Origin of the sequence: Actinomycetospora lemnae, assembly GCF_028737315.1 — a bacterium.
Lineage (GTDB): Bacteria > Actinomycetota > Actinomycetes > Mycobacteriales > Pseudonocardiaceae > Actinomycetospora > Actinomycetospora lemnae.
Genome location: NZ_JAQZAO010000009.1, coordinates 142,826 through 161,600, shown reverse-complemented (window position 1 = coordinate 161,600; position 18,775 = coordinate 142,826). Strand labels below are relative to the sequence as shown.

Genomic DNA, 18,775 nt, shown 5'->3' with positions numbered 1-18,775 from the left:
GATGGTCGAGAAGCGCGCTGCCGGCAAGGGCGAGCCTCCGACGGCTCTCCGCGGCGGGAAAGGTGCGCTGCTGTGGCTGCCGGGCCTGGCGGTCGCGCTCGGCGCGGCCATCGCCACCGCCCACGGATTGTTCGAGGTCGCCGTGGCGGCGCGGGTGCCGACCAGCATCGCGTGGCTCTACCCGCTGATCACCGACGGGCTCGCCCTGGTCGCCTACGGCGCCACCGCCCGCCTGCGCGGGCGCCCGGCCCGCTACGCCTGGACCGTCGTCGTCACCGCGGCCGGCCTGTCCGGGCTCGCCCAGGCCGCCTACCTCGCCGGCGGACCCACCGTGGAGGTCGCCCCGGCGCTGCGGTTCGGGGTCGGCGCGTGGCCGGCGATCGCGGCGGCAGTCGTCGCCCACCTGCTCTACCTCCTAGCGACCGCGGAGCCCGGGCCTTCCGACGTCGTTCAGACGCGACCGGCGCACGACGAGGTGTCCGACCCGGTGGTCGTTCAGCCCGGCAGCGTTCAACCCGGGCCGTTCACCACGCCGGGTGTTCAGTCCGAGGCGCTGTCCGCTCCCGTACGGCCGTCGACGAGCAGCGCTACGGAAGCAGGCGACGAGCGCACGGCCGGGGACAGCCCGGGCAACCCTGCCCGGTCACGGACTGCGTCCTCGCCGGCCCGCGACCGGGCCGAGGGGACCGCGTCGCGCCACGCGCAGCGCCACGGCGCCTGGCCGACGGTCACCGAGCTCGAGACCGCCGCCGGCGTCTCACGCGGCACCGCCGCGGCCGCGCTCAAAACGCTCCGAGACCGACCACTACCCCTGCACCTGATCAACACCAGCGACCCCGACCCCACCGACGAGGCCCAACCATGACCAACCACCAGCCGATCACCACGACCACCAGCAAGAACCAGAGCCAAGAAAAAGATCAAGAACCAAGACCACTTCCCGACACCGATCACTACGCCGAACAGACGACCAGACACGACCGACAAGACACCGAGACGAAAAGATCAAGGGAAAGATCAGAAGACGCACACCTAGGCATCACGATCCGAGGGCCCGGGCCGGCCTTCGGCCGGCCCGAAGAACGGCGTGATGCCGACGTCCTTGCGGAGCCAGCGTTGTCGATCTTCACGAGGTCGCTCGGATGCTGAGCGTCTCGTCCGGTTACTCGCCGGACTACCTTCTCAATGAGGTCGCGACGGGCCGCGAGTCCTACTACACCGGCGCGGTCACCGACGGCGAGCCGCCCGGGCGCTGGTGGGGCCGGGGCGCGGAGAAGCTCGGACTGAGCGGGCTCGTCGACGCCCAAGACATGCGTGGGATCTACGAGCGGTTCCTCGACCCGCGGCACGAGGGGTTCGTCGACCCGGACCGGTGGGACGAGGTCCCGACCCTGGGCCACACCGGACGCCGGTACGCGACCGAGGACGAGTTGTACGCCGCCGCGTTTGAACGCGAGCCCGACGCCAGCGCTGAACGCCGCGCTGAACTGCGCGTCGAGGCGGGCAAGCAGGCTCGTCACAACGTCGCCTTTCTGGACGCCACGTTCAGCGTTCAGAAGAGCGTCACCGTGCTGCACACCGCGTTCGAGGCCGAGGAGGTCAAGGCCCGCAACGGCGGCGACGAGGAAGCCGCCGCGGCGTGGAGCGAGTACCGCCAGGCTGTCGAGGACGCCATCTGGGCGGGTAACAACGCCGCCCTGTCCTACCTGCAGGACAAGGCCGGCTACGCCCGGGTCGGGCACCACGGCGGTGCCGCGGGGCGGTGGATCGACGCGCACGGGTGGGTCGTCGCGTCGTTCTTCCAGCATGACTCCCGTGACCACGACCCGCAGCTGCACATCCACAACCCGATCCTCAACCGCGCCCCGGGCGACGAGGACGACGAGTGGCGCACTCTCGACTCGCGCGCGATCCACAAGTTCCGGCCCGCCGCGGCCGCGGTCGGGGAGCGCACCACCGAGGAGCACCTCGCCCACGCCCTCGGGCTGCGACTGGCGATGCGCCCGGACGGCAAGGCCCGCGAGGTCGTCGGCATCGACGACACTGTCACCGACCTGTTCTCGTCGCGGCGGCGCGCGGTCACCGAGAAGGCCGCTGAGCTCATCGCCGAGTTCGAAGCCCACCACGGCCGCGAAGCGAACGGCCTCGAGCGCGACCGGCTCTCCCGGCAGGCAACCATGGCCACCCGCCGAGCGAAGTCCCACGACGGCGAGACGCGCAGCCAGTTCCTCGATCGCGTCGACGCCCAGCTCCGCGACGAGGTCGCCGGAGGCCTGCGCGCCGTTGCCGAAGACGCTCTCAACGCGCGTGACCAGGACCCACCACAGGCGGGGGAGTGGTCTCCCAAGGAGATCCTCGAGACCGCGCTGGCCGACGTGCAGGCCCGCAAGGCCGCGTGGACCCGTGCCGACCTCACTCGGGCGATCAACGATGCCCTGCCCGACACCCTCGGCCTGACCGACGGCAACGATGTGGCTGGACTGCTGGACTGGCTCACCGACGAAGGCCTCGACCTCGCCACCCCGCTCGACACCGCTCGCCCCGGCAACGACGCCCTGCCTGACGAACTGCGACTCGCAAACGGCCGCCCGGCCTACGACGCGCCCGGCGCCAAGCTCTACGCCACCCCCGAGCACGTCCACACCGAACGCGCGATGACCGCCGCCGCCCGCCGCGGCGAGGCTGCCGCGACACCAGCCTTCGTCGCCGACCGGTTCCTGACCCAACTGCGGGAGTCTGGCCTCGAGCTGGGAGTCGACCAGGCAGCCGCCGTCCGCGGCGTCCTCACCTCTGGCGCCCAGATCGAGACCCTCGTCGGCCCGGCGGGCACCGGCAAGAGCTTCGTCGTCGGCACTCTGGCCAAGGCCTGGTCCGACCCCGAGCTCCGCGGCGCAGCCGCCGGGCGCGTCTTCGGGTTGGCGACCAGCCAGATCGCCACCCAGGTCCTCGCTGACGAGGGCCTGGACGCTCGCAACATCGAGCGTTGGCTGCGCACCCAGGAGCGTCTCGCGGCGGGCGCCCCGGTCGAGGACGCAGCCGGGTGGCGGCTCCGCGCCAATGACCTCGTGGTGGTGGACGAGTCGGCCATGGCCGACACCACTGCACTGGCTGCCATTCATGAGCATGTCGACGCCGCTGGGGCCAAGCTGCTGCTCGTCGGCGATCACCGGCAACTCGCGGCCGTCGGCGCGGGCGGAGCGATGGACCTGCTCGCCCACGCCGGCGCTCGCTACGAGCTGAGCGAGACCCGCCGCTTCCGCGAGGATTGGGAAGGGCCCGCCTCGTTGCGGTTACGCGAGGGCGACGAGACCGTGCTGCGCGAGTACCACCGCCACGGTCGTCTCGTCGACGCCGGGACCCTGGACGACGCCGAGGCGTCCGCCAGCCGGGCGTGGCTGGCTGAAACCCTCGCTGGCCGGCGCTCGGTGCTGGTGGTCGACACCAACGACCAGGCCGACCGTCTCTCCGCAATCTTGCGCGCCGAGCTCGTTCGCCTCGGACAGGTCGGGCAACACGGCGTTCGCCTCGGTCGCGACGGTAACTACGCCGGAGTCGGGGACCTCGTCGCCGCACGCCGCAACGGCTGGGAGCTGACGGGCCACGAGGGGAACAAGCAGGGCCCGATCAACCGCGAGACCTACCGGGTCACTACCCTCGGCGAGGACGGCGCGTTGACCGTCGCGCCCGTGCACGGCCGCGACTCCGATGGCCGGGAGATCCTCGGGCACCCGATCTCGTTGCCCAGCGACTACGTCGCCGCGGATGTCGCGTTGGCCTACGCCGGCACCATCCACGCCACGCAGGGCACGACGGTCGACACGAGCCATCTCGTCGCCGGCCCCGGAACCAGCCGCGCCGCGAGCTACGTCGGACTCACCCGCGGTCGTGAGGCGAACACCGCCCACGTCGCCACCATCACCGGCCCTACCGATCCCGCGCAGGGAGTCACCGCGGACCACTCGTTGCACCGAGACCCCGTCGCCGTCCTGGCCGCGGTCATCGCCAGAGACGACCACGCCGACTCCGCCTCCGCACTCGCCACCGCGACTGAGTCCGCCACCGCATCCGGCAGAACCCGCACCGCCGGCGAGCTCTTCGCCGACGCCGCGCACCTCGCCGCCACCGAACGCACCAGCCGGTGGCTCGACGAGCTCGCCGCCGACGGCACTATCACCGACCACGGCCGTGCACGGCTCGCGGCCGAGGACGGCGCTGCTTCGCTGACGCGCATCCTGCGTCGCGCCGAACTGGCCGGCGATGACCCCGAAACCGTTCTGCGTGAGGCGGTCACCGACCGGCCCCTCGACGGCGCACGCAACCTCACCAACGTCATCCACGGCCGCATCCGCGACGCCCACACCTTTGACCCCGAAGGCCGCACTTGGGCCGACTGGACCCCGGCCACCGGCCGCGCCGACTGGGACCGCTACCTTTCCTCCCTCGCCAACGCTGCTGACCAACGCGGCGCCGAGCTTGGAGAGCAGCTCGCTACAAGCCCGCCGCGTTGGCTCGCCGACGCCCTGGGTCCGGTTCCCGAGACGCTGGCGGAGCGCGACCAGTGGCAGGACCGAGCAAGGTCCATCGCCGCCTGGCGGGAACTCATCGGACACGATGACGCCGAGGACGCGCTCGGCCCCGCTCCGGGGCCAGGCAAGGTCGAGGCCTACGCCGCCTACCGCGCCGCCTGGCGCGCCCTCGGGCGACCGGAGATCGATCGCGAGGAGCTCGAGTTCTCCGACGGCCAGCTCCGCGTCCGTGTCCGCGCCTACGAACGCGAAGCAGCCTGGGCGCCTCGCTATGTCGCCAATGAGCTCGCCGGCACCCGTCAAGCTGCCGCGCGCGCTCAACAAGACGCGCAGCTACGTCACGCCGAGACGGACGCGGCCACTGACCCCGACGATCAGACACGGCTCCGGGCCGAAGCTGAACAAACCGCAACCCTCGCGCAGACCCTCGAAGGTCGCGCTGCCGAGCTCAGCGAGCTAGACGACGCCCGCTCCCGCTGGCTCGCCCACACCGCCGGCACCCGATCCGCCGCCGAACGAGCCAAGGCCGAGCTCGCCGCTCGCCACGCCGACGACGAACCCGAGGAGCGCACCACCGCAGCCGAGTGGCTCGCCGCCCACCGCGCAGCTGTCGCCGATGACGAGGCCCACCGCGACGTCACCGAGGACGACGTCAGCGACCGCCCATCCGACCTGCACCAGCACGAACTCGTGGATGTGGACCGCGACGAAGCGGACCACGACGGCGAGGACCACGAGGTCGAGCCGAGCGAGCCCGACATCCGAGAGGTGGCCGCCTCGGAGCCGAGCCCGGTGGCTGAGGACCACGTACGCGTGCCCACTGCCGATGAGACGTCGGCCGCCGTCGAGAAGGCGAACCGCGCGCTCGCCGAAATCCGCGCCCGCGAAGACGCCGACGCAAGAGAGGAAGCCGAACACCGCGCGGAGCAGCTCACGCATTGGCAGGCACGCGACGAGGAGGTCGAGACCCCTGACGACTCGAGCGAACCTGTCGACGGCCTCGACGCCGAAAACGCCGACGACCTGGACGATGTCGACGCGTGACTCCGCGCCATCACCGCTCGACCGGAACGTCGGCCTTGAGCGGTGGGGGACCCTGGCGACGCCACGCCCACCGCAGCGTCGCCCGTACCCCTTCGCACCAGCCAGGTCGAGACCGCGCGAGATCGGGGCGCGTCTCCTCGAGCCGCTCGGCGGCGAGCCACTCGGCCTCGATCAACTCCTCGTACGCCATCGCTGTCCGCCGCGTTGCAGGCGCTGGCGTGGGGTCGACAAGGCCGTTCGCGAGCCGGGACGGTGCTGTCGCGAGCCACCGACACGTCATCGCCACAGCGGCCGCATACCAGCCTTCGCCACCGTGCGCTGCGTCGTGGTGGTCCCGGTCGGACGCGGCTCGCCAGACCGCGACGAACTCGCCGCGACGTACGCGGACGTTGCGCGCTGGAGTTCCTGCCACGTCCGCGTCGGTCACCTCCATGCGAGACACGGTGACATCAGGGACCGACATCTGGAAGTACAGGTCGGGCAACTGTCGACAACGTCAGGAAAGATCGCCTGCGTCGCGACATGTCCATATGTTTACCTGTTGGTCATGACTGACCCGCACGCGTTGTCGCCCGTCGTCGTGGCCGGATTCCTCGCCAGCGCGTCAGGTACCACCGCAGCTCTGCTCCGCCGTATGCGCCGGGAGTTCGAGGCCCACGGGCAGCTGTCGACGCCGACGGTCGCCTGGATGTACGGCACCTATGGGGTCCACGCCGCTGCCACTGCGGTTGCCCTCCGGCAGAGCCGCCCGAGGGGGCGGACTGCCGGCTCCCGCCTCGCGACGGTCGCCGGGTACGGGCTGGCCGCGGCCGGTACGGCCATGTTCATCGCGGGCATGAGCCGCTTCACCGGAGCCGCCCAGGTCTCGGGGATGACCGACGACCAGCTCGCGGTCGGTGGCGCCTACCGCTGGAGCCGCAATCCCCAGTACGTCGGCTATGTGGCTGCGCTGGGCGGCCTGGCGGGGGCTCGTCGGTCCGTGCCGGCCGCTGGGCTGGCCGCGGGTGCGGCTGCGGCGTTCGCCTGGTGGGTGCCGGTCGAGGAACGTCATCTCGCCCCGGTCTTCGGGGAGGCCTACCAGCGCTACCTCGCCCGGACCCCACGGTGGCTCGGCATGTCCCGCCGGCCCGGCGCATAGGCCCGAGTTGCTACGAGGGCAGGGCGCCGTTCTCGATGAGGAGGGCGCGCACCTCGGGCAGGTCCTCGAAAGCGGTAGCGACGTCTTCGGGGGCTGCTACCCGATGGGCGTTCTCGGTGACGTAGGCGCGGAGAGCGTCGTCGAAGCGGTCCTCTCCGGCGCGGCGTCGGGCTTCGAGGAGGACGGCGGCGCCCTGGTCGTAGACCACATGCAAGTAGCGGTCGAAGGTGTATCCGTAGCCCCAGGAGTTCATCGAGCGGCCGATGTCGCCCCGGTGCCCGGCGGGGATGTCGGCGAGCACGTAGTCGTTCTCTCGCTCGGTGGCGACGGCTTGAGCGAGGGTCGAGAAGGACTCGTCGAGCCAGGGGTCCCGTGCCTGGTTGTTGCCGACGAGACCGTAGAACCATTGGTGGGCCAGTTCGTGCGCGACCAGGCCGTCGAGCTCGCCGAGGCCGAGGTCGCCGAACTGGAGGGCGGAGGGGAATTCGAGGCCCGAGCTCTGCGCGGGGATGACGCTGATCCACAACTCCGGGTAGGGGAACGGGCCCACGAACTCGCTGAGCCGGTCGATGTACTGCTCGACCCGGCCGAGCCATTCCTGCGGTGGCACCTCGGTCCCGCTCAGGGGCGTGCCGAGGTGTACCCGGACTCCGGAGACCTCGCGTTCGACGACGTCGAGGCGTCCCACCGTTACTGCTGCGTTGCGTACCGCCTCAGCGCGGAAGCGGTGAGTGGTCGTCCCGGGAACGGGTCCGGGAGACGTGCCGGTTCTAGTACCCGTGCCGAGGACCTCCAGCCCAGCCGGAGCGGTGACGGTCAGATCCCTGAGGCGGAAGTCCTCGCTGGTCGCGGTCTCACCGGGAATGGAGACGGCGTCCTCCCGTGCCCACCCCTCTCCACGGACCCAGGCCAGGAGCGGGAATCCGGTGGCCCACCAGGCCATCTCCGAGGAATGCGAGAAACCGACGCGATCGTTGACATCCTCGCCCAGCGTCAAGGTGAAGACGAGGTCGGCAGTGATCGGGCGGCCCGGGGGTGCGCACTCGGCCAGGGGCAACTCGACGAGGGTCCCGGCCACCCCCTCGGGAGCACCGGCGGGGAGAATCCATGGCACAGCGGGGCGACCGTCGACGGCGGCGCCGTCGACACGCAGCTCGGTGCCGCCGTCGGCCATGGTTGGCTTGTTGGGCCAGGCGCGGAACACCAGTTCGCACACCGGCAGGTCCGGCGTGAACACCACGCGCTCCCGGCCGGCGACACGGTCCAGACTGGGAGCGAGGTCGAAGCTGAGATCGACGACGGGTCGGTCCTCGCGGAGGTTCGCCGCGTACGTCGAGGGGCCGTCCTCGGCGACGGCGCCACAGCCAGAAGTCAGCACGAGGACGGCGATCAGGAGAGCGGCGAGTCTTCCGGACCGGGTGCCGCGAGGTCGGACGGTTGCGGGACGAGCGGGGCTGTGCAGCATGGGTGGTCCTCGCGAGGTCAGCCGTCACAAGCCGCGGCCGCGGCCCGGGACCGGTACCAGTGCACGGTGCGAGCGAGCCCGCTCTCCAGCGAGGTGAGAGGGCTCCAGTCGAGTGCCGTCGTCGCCTCCGCGAGGTCGGCGATGAGGGCACGGTCGTGACGTCGGTCGTCGATTGCGCCGAAGCCGAGAGGGCCGTCGTAGCCGATCAGCTCCGCGAGGAGCGGGACGGTGTCGGCGATGCTGATGCCCGTGCCCGAACCGATGTCGGCCACGAGACCGGGGGCGCCGGGATGGGTGGCCGCGGTCATGAGTGCCTCGCAGACGTCATCGATGTAGACCCAGTCGATGATCCGGCGGCCACTGCCGAGGCGCGGCACCTGACCGGCGAGCATGCTGGTGATCACATGGGGGACGAGCTTGCGTGAGTCTGGCTGGGCGGGCCCGTAGACCATGGCGAGGCGCAGCACCGTGACGGGCAGGTCCCACTGGAGGTGGAACAGCCGGGCATACCCGGTCGCAGCCGCCTTTGCGGCCGCGTAGGGCGAGCTCGGGGCCTCGCCCGGCTCGCGGGGTTCCTCGACAGAGCCCGAGAGCACCACCCGAGGCCGGTCAAGCGCACAGGCCGCGGCCATGACGTTCACGGCGCTCCGGACGTTGTCCTCGAGCATCGGCCCGACCAGGTCGGCGTCGCGCGTCCCCTCGACGCGGCTCGCGAGGTGGAAGACGACCTCGGGAGCGGTCGCCGCCATGCGGTGCCTGACGTCGTCGGGGTCGGTGAGGTTGCAGGCCTGCCGGCTCGCGCGAAGATGCTCGGTCCACCCCGCCCGGAGCGGGGGCCGGGAATCCGGCCGGACCAGGGTGTGGACCTCAGCGCCGGCCTCGAGCAGCTGGTCGGTCAGGTGTCGGCCGATGAAGCCGCGCGCGCCCGTCACCAGGACGCGCCGGCCGACCCATTCGGACCGGTGCGGAGAGCCTTCAGGGAAGTGGCGCGGGCGGGCGTGGTGCCGGGGCAGGGGCACGTCGACGTCAGGGGCGTCGTGGGTTGGGTAGGACATGTCGGGCCTCACAGGGGACGGCCGGCCCCGGGAGAAGGGTCGCCGGCGCGGAACGGGGACATCCGTGGGCTCGCGAGGGGCGTCCGCGTACCGAAAAGGGCACTCCCGGGAGCCCGCGCGCCTGCACCGCCACGTACGCGGCGAGTGCCGGAGAGAGGGCAGGCGAGGGACCTCGGGCAGGGCCGTTCGGGGAACCGCGAGATTCAGCCGGCGAGCACCGGCGTGCTGGGTGGCCCGCGACGGCTGACGCACCGACTGCTCAGCAGTTGCTGCTCGATGTCCCCGGGCTCATCGTGTCGGCCCGGACGGATCGGCGACGGCGCGTCGGACGAACGGGGCGACGTGGCCAGCCGCAGGGACCGGACGATGGTGCCGGCGACGAACGCGCACACCGGTTCGCTGGCAGAGACAGCCACCAGGAGCAGCGCTACCGCGATGTGCAGCGCCACGCTCGAGAAGGTCTCCGGCCAGCCGTGCGCGTGCGGCACCGCGTCCGCCACGTAGGTCAACTTGGTCACGGCGTGCACCGCGGGCTGTCCGATGATGGCGAGGTTGACCGCGGCGAACACACCGCGCAACCGTCCCTGCATCCACAGCCGGCCGACGCCGACGATGACCGCCGCCAGCGCCACGGTCGCGGTGTGGATCGGCCGCTCGTCGGCGGCGACGTCGAAGCCCACGGCTGCGGACAGGACGAGCACCGAGGACGTGATCAGAGCGAGGGTCCTGGCCGTCGTCAGCTCACGCACCGTTGCAGGTCCGCCGAGCACAAGTTGGACGATACCGCCTACGAGGTAGAGCGCTGGTGATCCCGGCGCCTGCCAGTGATCGGGCCGAACGGGGCGCGGGACAGCGGTCACCCGTTCCGAACCGACCGACGGGCTCGAGGCGCGACGTGGGCGGGCGCCTACCGGGCCTCGTGCACGGTCGCGGCGAGCGCGTTTGCTCATGCGTGTCTCACCATGAGCCGAACGCGCTCAGTCCTGGCGCGCGCGGGACGCTGACCCCGCCTGGTTCGTCGTGACCTCACCGTTACTCTCGACCGTGTGACGGCTGGACGGATGACGGCGGAGACGCGTCGCGGGCCGTTCTGGCGTCTCGGCGCCACGGCCCTGCTCGCCGCGACGCTCGGCATCGCCGGTCACGTCGTGGGCGCGGGGGAGTTGCCCACCGACATGCCGGTCTTCCTGGGCGTCGTCGGGATCGCGGCCGGCGCCACCGGACTCGCCCAGTGGAGCGGAGCGCGGCGTCGGTGGTGCTGGGAGGCCATCACGCTGCTCTGGTTCGGGCAGCTCGCCGTCGAGACCCTGCTGATCTGCCACGGCAGCCTGCTCGGCCGGCCGCTCGAGGCCGCAGGCGTGCACGTCGCCGCCGGGCTCCTGGCCGGTGGGCTCCTCCTGGGCGGTCGTCGCATCCTCGACGACACGATTTCCGTGCTCGACGTGCTACTGCCGCGCTGGTGGGCGGTGCCGGCGGAGCCGACTGCGCCGACCCGCACGGCGTGTGCCTCCCCGGGTCCCGCAGCGCTCCGCGCCGGACGAGGTGCCGACGGACGCACCGTCCGGGGCCCGCCACGACCGGCCTGACCTCCGGCCGCACGGGTCGGAGCACTCGACGCCCTCCTTCTGAGGGCGCCCGACGAGGTGCCTATCGCGCACGTCGTCGCGACGCCTGGCGCCTTCCTCCCGGCGTATCTGTCGTGTCCGCGGCGGTGCGCTGCACTCCGAGCCGCCGGGTTCTCTCGACCCTCCCGTCGCTCGTGGCGGGCCCTCACACCCCCGGTGGATGCGCTCCACCGCCGACATGGAGGACGGCGCTTGTCTCCTGTTCCGGACCGGCACGGCGCGGGTGCCCTCACGACCGCCGGCACCGGCTGCGGCGCGGTGCCGAGGTCGCGATGACCAGGCACAGGGCTGCGAGAGCGCGCCCCGCACAGGACGCCGTCCTCCGACGAATCCTCGAGGCGGCAGTCGTCGGGGCTCTCGGCGCGGCCTCCCTCGTGATCGGGGTGCTCCTGCCCGGCAACCCGCCTCCCTCGGGTCCAGGTCCTGAGGGGGAGGTGACCGCGGCGGCAGAGCCGGCACCAGTGCAATTGGACCCGCGCACGTTTCCGGACGGGGGGTGCGTCGCCCTGCCTGCGCGCAGGGGCGGGTCGTCGGCCACGGTCGTGCTCGACGCCGGACACGGAGGCCCCGACCCGGGCGCCGTGGGAACCACACCCGACGGGACGGCGGTGGTCGAGAAGGAGCTGACGCTGGCCGTGGCCCTGGCCGCGGCCGACGACCTCCGGGACCGCGGGAACACGGTGGTGCTCACCCGGTCCACCGAGGCCCTCGGGACTGGCGTGGGCGCTGACGACGGGCAGGTCGGGGCCCTGACGACGGACATGAGCCAGGAGGACCTCGAGGCACGGGTGCGTTGCGCCAACCTGGCCCGCGCCCACGCGCTCGTGTCGGTGCACTTCAACTCCTTCGCCGACCCGACCGTCGGCGGCACCGAGACGCTGTACGAACCCGAGCGACCTCTGGCACCGCAGAGTCGTGCGCTCGCTGAGTCGCTGCAGACGTCGATCCGGTCGCGTCTGGCGGAGCTGGGTCGCCCGCCGGCTGACCGCGGGGTCGTCGACGACTCGTCCGGAGGAGAGGCGGGAGGCGGACACCTCGTCCTCCTGGGTCCGCGCATCCCCGGCTACATCGACGAACCCAGCGCGATGCCGGCGGCCCTGGTCGAGCCGTTGTTCATCACCAACCCCACGGACCTCGGTGCGATTGCCTCATCGACCGGGATGGATGCGCTGGGCGAGGCCGTCTCCGGCGGAGTCTCGGACTACCTCGCCGGAGCCCGCCGCCGTTGATGGGAGCCCGCGACGGGCGCTGACGTAGGGGAGGGTGCGGGCATCTGGGCGGAACCTGATCGCGCCGATCGCTCCGGCAGACCAGCAACCACGGAATCACTCGTGACCGTCGTCGAGATGGAGGAGGACGAGGGATGCCAGAGCTCCTGTCCGTGCTGCTCGTCGCGCTCATTCCTGCCGGGGCCAACTTCGTCGGGGGTGTCCTGGCCGAAGTGCGGGCCGTGTCGCAACGGGCGCTCAGTGCTGCGCTGCACATCGCGGTCGGCATCGTCGTCGCGGTCGTGGGCCTGGAGGTGATGCCCCGCGCGCTCGAGGTACCGATGCCCTGGGTGCCGATGCTGGCCTTCGTCGCCGGCGCGGGACTGTTCCTGGCCATCGACGCGGCGGCGGACCGGCTGCAGAACCGGGGCAACGGCCGCGCGTGGGCGGTGTACGGCAGCGTCGGGCTGGATCTGTTCAGCGACGGTGTCCTCATCGGCACCGCAAGCGTCCTCAATCCCGCCCTCGGAGTCCTGCTGGCGCTGGGGCAGGCGCCCGCGGATGCGCCCGAAGGCTTCGCCGCGGGCGGCGCTCTGCGACGCGCCGGTGTGGGTCGCCGGATGCGTCTTCTCGCGGCCGTCGGGTTCGTCGTCCCGATCCTCGTCGGCGCCGCCCTCGGCTTCCTGGCGCTTCGTCAGGCGCCGGACATGGTGACCTTCTCCGTGCTCGCGTTCACCGGTGGGGCGCTGCTGAGCCTCGCCCTCGAGGAGATGCTCCCCGAGGCTCATGACCAGTTCACGAGCCGGCGGGACGCCTTCTACCTCACCGTCGGCTTCGCCCTCTTCGCGGCGGTCTCGGTCTACGTGTCCGTCGAGTAGCCGTCACGACGGGCATCCCCACGAGGCTCCGAGCAACCTCCATCACGACTGGAGCGCCCGGCGCCTACGCCGAAGGGGTCCGGCCGTCGACCGCGTCGGCGCGGCCGGCGCTGGTCGACGGCAGCGAGACGCAGCAGGAGCAGCCGTCGCCGCAGCCGGCGTCGGCGTCGGCGGTGCCGATCTGCGACGCGTCCAGGAGCGGGATCGCCACGCCGGTCGACCCGCCCGGCTGGGTCGAGGACGTGGAGGGCGCGGGGGCGCAGCAGGGGTCCTCGGGCTCTGGAGCGGCTTCGACGGTGACGTGGTGGCGCCCCGTGCTGGCCGGTGCGGCGATGAGGCCGGGCAGGGGCCGGGATCGGGCGGCTCGGACCGCGTTGAGGATGACCAGGACCTCGGCGGCCTCGTGGATGACGACGACGGTGGCCAGGCCGAGGACACCGAAGGCGGCGAGCGGGATGAGCCCGCCGATGATGAGCAGTGATAGCGCGACGTTCTGCAGCATGATCCACCGCGCGCGCCAGGCGTGGGCGAGGGTCTGCGGGAGGTGGCGCAGGTCCTCGCCCATGAGGGCGACGTCCGCGGTCTCGATGGCGACGTCGGTGCCCATGGCGCCGATGGCGATGCCGACGTCGGCGGTGGCCAGGGCGGGCGCGTCGTTGACGCCGTCACCGACCATGGCGACGCGTCGGCCGGGCGCGATGCGCGGCAGCAGCTCGGCCTTGTCCTCGGGCCGCAGCTCGGCGTGCACGCCGGTGATGCCGGCCTGCTCGGCGAGCGCGATCGCGGTGCGCTGATTGTCGCCGGTGAGCATCGCGACTTCGATGCCCAGGTCGTGGAGCCGGCGTACAGCCTCGGGTGCTTCCGGTCGCAGCTCGTCGCGGACCGCGACCGCGCCGAGCAGCGCCCCGGCGCGCTCGACGAGCACGACGGTCGCGCCCTCGCTCTGCAGCCGCTCGACATGGGGCGCCAGCGCACCGGTCGGTATCCAGCCTGGTCTGCCGAGGCGGAGGTCAACGCCGTCCCGGGTACCGGTCAGGCCGTGGCCCGGGATCGCCGTGACGTCGTCGGCGCGGGAGCTCTCGACCGCGCGCTCCGGGCCGGCCGCGGCAGACAGGACTGCCCGCGCGAGGGGGTGCTCGCTGCGGGCCTCAAGCGCGGCCGCGAGGGCGAGGACCTCGCCCGGCTCGTGGCCGGGCGCGGCGACGACGTCGATGACCTCGGGCTCGTTGCGGGTGAGGGTGCCGGTCTTGTCCAGGGCCACGGCGCGGATGCGTCCAAGCTCCTCGAGGGCGGCGCCGCCCTTCACCAGGGCGCCGTGGCGGCTCGACGCCCCGATCGCGGCCACCACGGTGAGCGGCACAGAGATCGCCAGCGCGCACGGCGAGGCCGCGACGAGCACGACGAGGGCCCGCTCGAGCCAGAGCAGCGGGTCACCGAGCAGGGAGCCCACCGCAGCAACGAGCACCGCGAGGACCACGATCGAGGGCACGAGCGGGCGGGCGATCCGGTCCGCGAGGCGTTGGCCCGCGCCCTTGCGCTCCTGTGCCTCCTCGACGATGTGCACGATGCGCGCCAGCGAGCTGTCCGACGCCGCGGCGGTCACCTCGACCTCGATCGCGCCGCCGCCGTTGATGGCGCCGGCGTAGAGCCGGTCGCCGGGGCCGGCCTCGACGGGCACCGATTCGCCGGTGATCGCCGAGGTGTCGAGGTTCGTGCGACCGGCGCGGATGTGGCCGTCGGTGGCGGCCCGCTCACCCGGGCGAAGGACGAGCACGTCGCCGAGGACCAGGTCGTCGGGCGCGACCGTGACCTCGCGGCCGTCGCGCAGCACCGACGCCGTCGGCGGGACCAGCCCGAGCAGGGCCCTCAACCCGCGGCGAGTGCGGGTGACCGCGTAGTGCTCCAGGCCTTCGGCGATCGAGAACAGGATGCCCAGCAGGGCGGCCTCGGCGACCTGGCCGAGGGCGACGGCGCCGATCGCGGCGATCGTCATCAGCGTCCCGACGCCGATGCGGCCGTGCCGGAGGTTCCGCAGCGCGGCGGGCACGAACGTCGAGCCGGCGACGACGGCGGCGACCAGCTCGAGTCCGGTCACCACAACATGGATGACGTCACCGCGCTCGAGGAGCCAGGCGACGCCGAGCAGCACCGCGGCGGCGAGGGAGAGTTGCAGCTCGCGGACCTGCCACAGTCGTGCCGGACCCTCGTCGTGACTGCCGTCGGCACTCGATGCCACTTCGGGCCCGCAGCAGGCGTCGGACACGGCTGCTCCTTCCGTCCGCTCGAACCAGGGCTCGCTGGCCAGTCATTCTAATGTCTGTTGATGTGTCAGGTCGATGCGGTCGGCGCACTTCGCGCCAACGAACGTTAGGGTGACCCCGTGGGCGAGAGCACGCTACCGGCGGACGACCAGTGCGACCTGCTGTGCCTGGACCTGCCGCACGCCGAGGACATCCGCACGTCTCTCCCGGACCTCGACGCTCTGACCTCGGCGGCGACGCTCGGGAAGGCGCTCGCCGACCCCACGCGGCTGGCGGTCGGCGCGGCGCTGCTGGCGGGCGACGAGCTGTGCGTCTGCGACATGGCGTGGGTCGTGGGCCAGGCGCAGAACCTCGCCTCCCACCACCTGCGCGTGCTCCGCGCCGCCGGGCTGGTGACGTCCCGCCGTGACGGCAAGCTCGTCATGTATCGGCTCACGCCGGTCGGTCGTGCGCTCGTGGGTGCCGTGCTCGGCGAGACGTCCGCGCCGGACCGGGCCGCGGTCGACTCCTGACCGGTCAGAGGCCGATGAGGCCGGCGAACCAGGTGGGGAACGAGGCCACCACGACTGCGAGCACCACGACGTAGGACACCACGGTCGCCGCTCCCGGGTGGCGGGCGACGAGCCGTCCGGGCGGGCCGGCCACGAGGTGCCCGCGTTCGAGGTTCTCGGCGGTGACGAACCAGAACACGGCGATCGTGGCCGCCCAGACGACCATGCAGTACGGGCAGAGCGCGCCGATCACCGCGACGCTCTGGATGATCAGCCAGCCCACGAACGCGACGGCGGCGGCGACTCCGCCCTGCAACGCCAGCCAGCACCAGGCCGGCAGGGGAGTACGCGCGAGCAGCAGGGCGCCCACGGCGGCGACGACGGGGAAGGTGGCGAGTCCGATGATCGGGTTGGGGAAGCCCAGGACCTCCGACTGCGCGGTCCGCATGATCGAGCCGCAGGACAGGACCGCGTCGATGCTGCAGCTCGGCAGGTAGTCCGGCTTCGCCAGCAACGCGATCTTCTCGACGAGCAGGACGAGCGCAGCTGCGGCGCCGATGAGACCGGCGACCAGCAGGACCGACCCGGTCCCACGGGACGACGAGACCGAGGCGGTCGGCGGCGTCGCCGCGTCCTCGGGTGCGACGATCATGCGGTGTCCCTTCGCTCCACTTCGAGTCGTTGCGGCCGGTCGTTGCGAGCTTGATCAGAGCACTGTGGTGAACCCGGAGACCGGGCCTCTCAGGAGGGCGACGAGATCGCCCCACAGACCCGTCACCAGGGCGAGCCCCACGACCACGAGCATGACACCGCCCGCCCTCTGCAGCGTCCGGGTGTGGGCGCTGAGCCACGCCTGCACCCGCACGGTGCGGGCCGTCCCGAGGGAGAGCAGGAGGAACGGCAGACCCAGCCCCGCGCAGTAGGCGAGCACCAGGACCAGACCGCGCACGGAGGCGCCACCTGAGGGCGTGCCCGCCGCCAGGGCGATCACGCCGGTGAGGGTCGGGCCGAGGCACGGCGTCCAGCCCAGCCCGAACGTGGCCCCGAGCAGCGGTGCGCCGAGGAGCCCCGCCTCCGGCGTCCGGATGCGGCGGGTGTCGCGCTGGAGCGAGGGCACCAGACCGAGGAACACCAGGCCCATCGCGACGGTGACGACTCCGCCGATGCGTTGCAGAACGTCCTGGTTGATGAGCAGCAGGTCCGAGAGCCAGACGACGGTGCCGAGCCCGACGGCGAAGACGACGGTGAAGCCGGCGACGAACAGCGCCGTAGCGGCCACCAGCCGGCCGCGGCGGCGGGGCGCCGTCATCACCGCCGGCGCCGGCTCGCTCGGGGCCCGGGAGTGCCCCGGCCCGCGCTCGGCAGGCGTCGGCGGGCGCTGCGCCCCGACCAGGCCGGCGAGGTACGCGAGGTAGCCGGGAACGAGGGGCACGACGCAGGGCGACGCGAAGCTCACCGCGCCCGCGGCCGCACTCACGACGATCGCCAGGAGCAGGGGACCGGTCAGGGCGATGTCCGTGGGGTTCACGGGCCGCCTCCCGCCGAGGCCGGAGGTTCGGTGGCGATCCGGCGGATCGTGGGCTCGATGTCGGCCGCTAGCACCGCGGTCAGGAAGACCGCGGCGACGCGGCCCTCCCGGTCGAGGACGATCGTGGACGGCACGACGTTGCGGGGAAAGCCGCGGAGCGCGAGCAGGCTCCGGCCCGGGGGGTCGTAGATCGAGGGGTACGACACGCCCCGGTCGCGCAGGAAGTCCGCCGCGGCGTCGCGGTCGTCCCGCACGTCGATCCCGAGGAACTGCACGCCCAGGGGAGCGGTCGCGCGGGCGACGGCCTCGAGCTCCGGGGTCTCCGCGCGGCACGGCCCGCACCACGACCCCCAGATGTTGAGCACGACGACCTGCCCGGGGTAGGAGGCGGTCCCGATCTCGACACCGGGCCGGAGCACGTCCTCCCCGGCGATGGGGGGAACCACGCCGCGGGTCGCCGGCGGGTCGTAGAACACGCGGCTCTGCCCGCCGGGCGAGGTGAACGTGAAGGTCCCCGGTCGTTGGTCGTGACCGCAGCCCACCAGCACCGCGGTCACGGCCACGGCGAGCAGGACCGAGAGCCGTCGTGTCCTTCGACCGGGAATGTGCCTCACGGCGTCGCGAGGGCCTGGTCGATGGCTGCCTTCAGGGCGGGGTACGAGCGGTCGCCCTCCACCGGCCGGTCGTTGACGAAGATCGTCGGGGTGCCCTGCACGCCGACGCTGATGCCGTCGTCGCGGTCGGCCAGCACGCGGTCGCGGACCGCGGGGTCGGCGACGTCACGGTCATAGGCCGCCATGTCCAGCCCGAGGCGCTCGGCGAAGCCGCGGAACGTCGGCGCGTGCGAGACCTGCTGCTCGCCCCACGACGCCTGCGTCTCGTACATCGTCTGGTACATCTGCTCGAAGCGCCCCTGACGGGCCGCGGCCTCGACAGCGAGGGCGGCAGGCTCGGCGTTCGCGTGCCCTGGCAACGGGAAGTACCGAGCCACGAAATCGACCTGCCCGGCGTACTCGGCCCGGAGGCGCTCCACACTCGGGTACGCCGCGCGGCACGCCTCACACTCGAAGTCGAGGAACTCGACAAAGCGGACGCGGTCGCCGGCGGGCGGCCCGAGACGGTGGCTATCCGGGCGGATGAGTAGCGCAGCTGGGACCGGAGCTCCGAGGACGGCGCCGCCACGCTCGGCGAGGGCAGTCGTCGCGGGCTGCTCGCTGCGGTTCGCGTGGACCAGGGACACAATGACCGCGACGACCAGCACGACGAGCGTCGTAGTGATGACGATGGCGCGCGTCGAGGCGGCTGATGTCCGGGAAGTCCTGTTCGCCACGGAGCGACACGCTAAAGCATGTTGCTGTGAGGTCGCCGTCGGCTCCTCATTAACCTCGAGCGCGAGGCGGCGTCGGACGAGGGAGCGGACATGCACGACCGAGCGGGGCCGGATCGCGAGCGGAAGCCGCGGAACGCCTCCGAGGCGCGCCGCCGGGCGTTGCAGCAGGCCGGTGCAGGGGTCGGGCCGCACGATGAGTCGGCTGGTCGGATACGCGAGAGCGAGA

16 protein-coding genes are annotated in these 18,775 nt (G+C 72.4%); 7 read left to right on the top strand and 9 right to left on the bottom strand.

Features of this window, described 5'->3' with window-relative positions; translation table 11 throughout:
* Position 1 precedes the first annotated feature (1 nt).
* Together PGB27_RS20820 and mobF are read left to right on the top strand one after the other, a co-directional pair.
* Positions 2–865: a hypothetical protein gene (locus PGB27_RS20820; protein ID WP_274202311.1), complete on the top strand. Its 864-nt coding sequence runs from the start codon at positions 2–4 to the stop codon at positions 863–865.
* 277 nt (positions 866–1,142) lie between these two features.
* The gene (mobF, locus tag PGB27_RS20815; protein ID WP_274202310.1) at positions 1,143–5,570 is read left to right on the top strand and encodes a MobF family relaxase; all 4,428 of its coding nucleotides are present in this window, start codon (positions 1,143–1,145) and stop codon (positions 5,568–5,570) included.
* 10 nt (positions 5,571–5,580) lie between these two features.
* Here the strand turns inward: mobF and PGB27_RS20810 are convergent, their stop codons facing one another.
* Positions 5,581–6,003, bottom strand: coding sequence for a hypothetical protein (locus PGB27_RS20810; protein ID WP_274202309.1), 423 nt, complete (start codon positions 6,001–6,003; stop codon positions 5,581–5,583).
* A gap of 114 nt (positions 6,004–6,117) precedes the next feature.
* Between PGB27_RS20810 and PGB27_RS20805 the strand changes: the two genes are divergently transcribed.
* Positions 6,118–6,708, top strand: coding sequence for a methyltransferase family protein (locus tag PGB27_RS20805; protein ID WP_274202308.1), 591 nt, complete (start codon positions 6,118–6,120; stop codon positions 6,706–6,708).
* 10 nt (positions 6,709–6,718) lie between these two features.
* Here the strand turns inward: PGB27_RS20805 and PGB27_RS20800 are convergent, their stop codons facing one another.
* The 3 genes from PGB27_RS20800 to PGB27_RS20790 all read right to left on the bottom strand — a co-directional run bounded on the left by PGB27_RS20800 (position 6,719) and on the right by PGB27_RS20790 (position 9,929).
* Positions 6,719–8,173 carry a M1 family aminopeptidase gene (locus PGB27_RS20800; RefSeq protein WP_274202307.1) on the bottom strand — a complete coding sequence of 485 codons (1,455 nt, stop codon included), beginning with the start codon at positions 8,171–8,173 and terminating at the stop codon, positions 6,719–6,721.
* A 17-nt stretch (positions 8,174–8,190) separates the two neighbouring features.
* Entirely contained in the window at positions 8,191–9,228 is a 1,038-nt protein-coding gene (locus tag PGB27_RS20795; protein ID WP_274202306.1) for an NAD-dependent epimerase/dehydratase family protein, read from the bottom strand.
* A gap of 203 nt (positions 9,229–9,431) precedes the next feature.
* A complete protein-coding gene (locus PGB27_RS20790) occupies positions 9,432–9,929 on the bottom strand; it encodes a hypothetical protein (RefSeq protein WP_274202305.1) in 498 nt (165 codons plus the stop codon).
* A 360-nt stretch (positions 9,930–10,289) separates the two neighbouring features.
* Here PGB27_RS20790 and PGB27_RS20785 point away from each other — a divergent pair, with 360 nt between their 5' ends.
* From PGB27_RS20785 to PGB27_RS20775, 3 genes are all read left to right on the top strand, one after another.
* Positions 10,290–10,814, top strand: coding sequence for a hypothetical protein (locus PGB27_RS20785; protein WP_274202304.1), 525 nt, complete (start codon positions 10,290–10,292; stop codon positions 10,812–10,814).
* Positions 10,815–11,287: 473 nt separating this feature from the next.
* Entirely contained in the window at positions 11,288–12,082 is a 795-nt protein-coding gene (locus tag PGB27_RS20780; protein WP_274202303.1) for an N-acetylmuramoyl-L-alanine amidase family protein, read from the top strand.
* Between the two features lie 134 nt (positions 12,083–12,216).
* Positions 12,217–12,939, top strand: coding sequence for a ZIP family metal transporter (locus tag PGB27_RS20775; RefSeq protein WP_274202302.1), 723 nt, complete (start codon positions 12,217–12,219; stop codon positions 12,937–12,939).
* Positions 12,940–13,003: 64 nt separating this feature from the next.
* Here PGB27_RS20775 and PGB27_RS20770 read toward each other — a convergent pair whose 3' ends face one another.
* Positions 13,004–15,202 carry a heavy metal translocating P-type ATPase gene (locus PGB27_RS20770; RefSeq protein WP_274202301.1) on the bottom strand — a complete coding sequence of 733 codons (2,199 nt, stop codon included), beginning with the start codon at positions 15,200–15,202 and terminating at the stop codon, positions 13,004–13,006.
* A 117-nt stretch (positions 15,203–15,319) separates the two neighbouring features.
* Between PGB27_RS20770 and PGB27_RS20765 the strand changes: the two genes are divergently transcribed.
* Positions 15,320–15,712: an ArsR/SmtB family transcription factor gene (locus PGB27_RS20765; protein ID WP_274202300.1), complete on the top strand. Its 393-nt coding sequence runs from the start codon at positions 15,320–15,322 to the stop codon at positions 15,710–15,712.
* A gap of 4 nt (positions 15,713–15,716) precedes the next feature.
* On the opposite strand, the gene PGB27_RS20760 is transcribed toward PGB27_RS20765, so the two are convergent.
* From PGB27_RS20760 to PGB27_RS20745, 4 genes are read right to left on the bottom strand one after another with little or no spacing between them, the layout of a single operon-like run.
* On the bottom strand, positions 15,717–16,343 hold the full coding sequence (locus PGB27_RS20760) for a vitamin K epoxide reductase family protein (RefSeq protein ID WP_274202299.1): 627 nt from the start codon (positions 16,341–16,343) through the stop codon (positions 15,717–15,719).
* A gap of 54 nt (positions 16,344–16,397) precedes the next feature.
* Positions 16,398–17,219 carry a cytochrome c biogenesis CcdA family protein gene (locus PGB27_RS20755; RefSeq protein ID WP_274202298.1) on the bottom strand — a complete coding sequence of 274 codons (822 nt, stop codon included), beginning with the start codon at positions 17,217–17,219 and terminating at the stop codon, positions 16,398–16,400.
* The gene (locus PGB27_RS20750) at positions 17,216–17,833 is read right to left on the bottom strand and encodes a TlpA family protein disulfide reductase (protein WP_274202297.1); all 618 of its coding nucleotides are present in this window, start codon (positions 17,831–17,833) and stop codon (positions 17,216–17,218) included. The genes PGB27_RS20755 and PGB27_RS20750 overlap by 4 nt, the downstream gene beginning before the upstream one ends.
* Positions 17,830–18,741 carry a DsbA family protein gene (locus tag PGB27_RS20745; RefSeq protein WP_274202296.1) on the bottom strand — a complete coding sequence of 304 codons (912 nt, stop codon included), beginning with the start codon at positions 18,739–18,741 and terminating at the stop codon, positions 17,830–17,832. Before PGB27_RS20745 ends, PGB27_RS20750 begins: the two co-directional genes overlap by 4 nt.
* Positions 18,742–18,775: the final 34 nt, after the last annotated feature.

What these genes read in the sequence shown, in the direction of transcription:
- PGB27_RS20820 (WP_274202311.1), top strand. Translation starts at nt 2, where the DNA reads ATGGTCGAGAAGCGCGCTGCCGGCAAGGGCGAGCCTCCGACGGCTCTC.
- PGB27_RS20800 (WP_274202307.1), bottom strand. Translation starts at nt 8,173, where the DNA reads ATGCTGCACAGCCCCGCTCGTCCCGCAACCGTCCGACCTCGCGGCACC.
- PGB27_RS20795 (WP_274202306.1), bottom strand. Translation starts at nt 9,228, where the DNA reads ATGTCCTACCCAACCCACGACGCCCCTGACGTCGACGTGCCCCTGCCC.
- PGB27_RS20760 (WP_274202299.1), bottom strand. Translation starts at nt 16,343, where the DNA reads ATGATCGTCGCACCCGAGGACGCGGCGACGCCGCCGACCGCCTCGGTC.
- PGB27_RS20775 (WP_274202302.1), top strand. Translation starts at nt 12,217, where the DNA reads ATGCCAGAGCTCCTGTCCGTGCTGCTCGTCGCGCTCATTCCTGCCGGG.
- PGB27_RS20805 (WP_274202308.1), top strand. Translation starts at nt 6,118, where the DNA reads ATGACTGACCCGCACGCGTTGTCGCCCGTCGTCGTGGCCGGATTCCTC.
- PGB27_RS20810 (WP_274202309.1), bottom strand. Translation starts at nt 6,003, where the DNA reads ATGGAGGTGACCGACGCGGACGTGGCAGGAACTCCAGCGCGCAACGTC.
- PGB27_RS20785 (WP_274202304.1), top strand. Translation starts at nt 10,290, where the DNA reads ATGACGGCGGAGACGCGTCGCGGGCCGTTCTGGCGTCTCGGCGCCACG.
- mobF (WP_274202310.1), top strand. Translation starts at nt 1,143, where the DNA reads ATGCTGAGCGTCTCGTCCGGTTACTCGCCGGACTACCTTCTCAATGAG.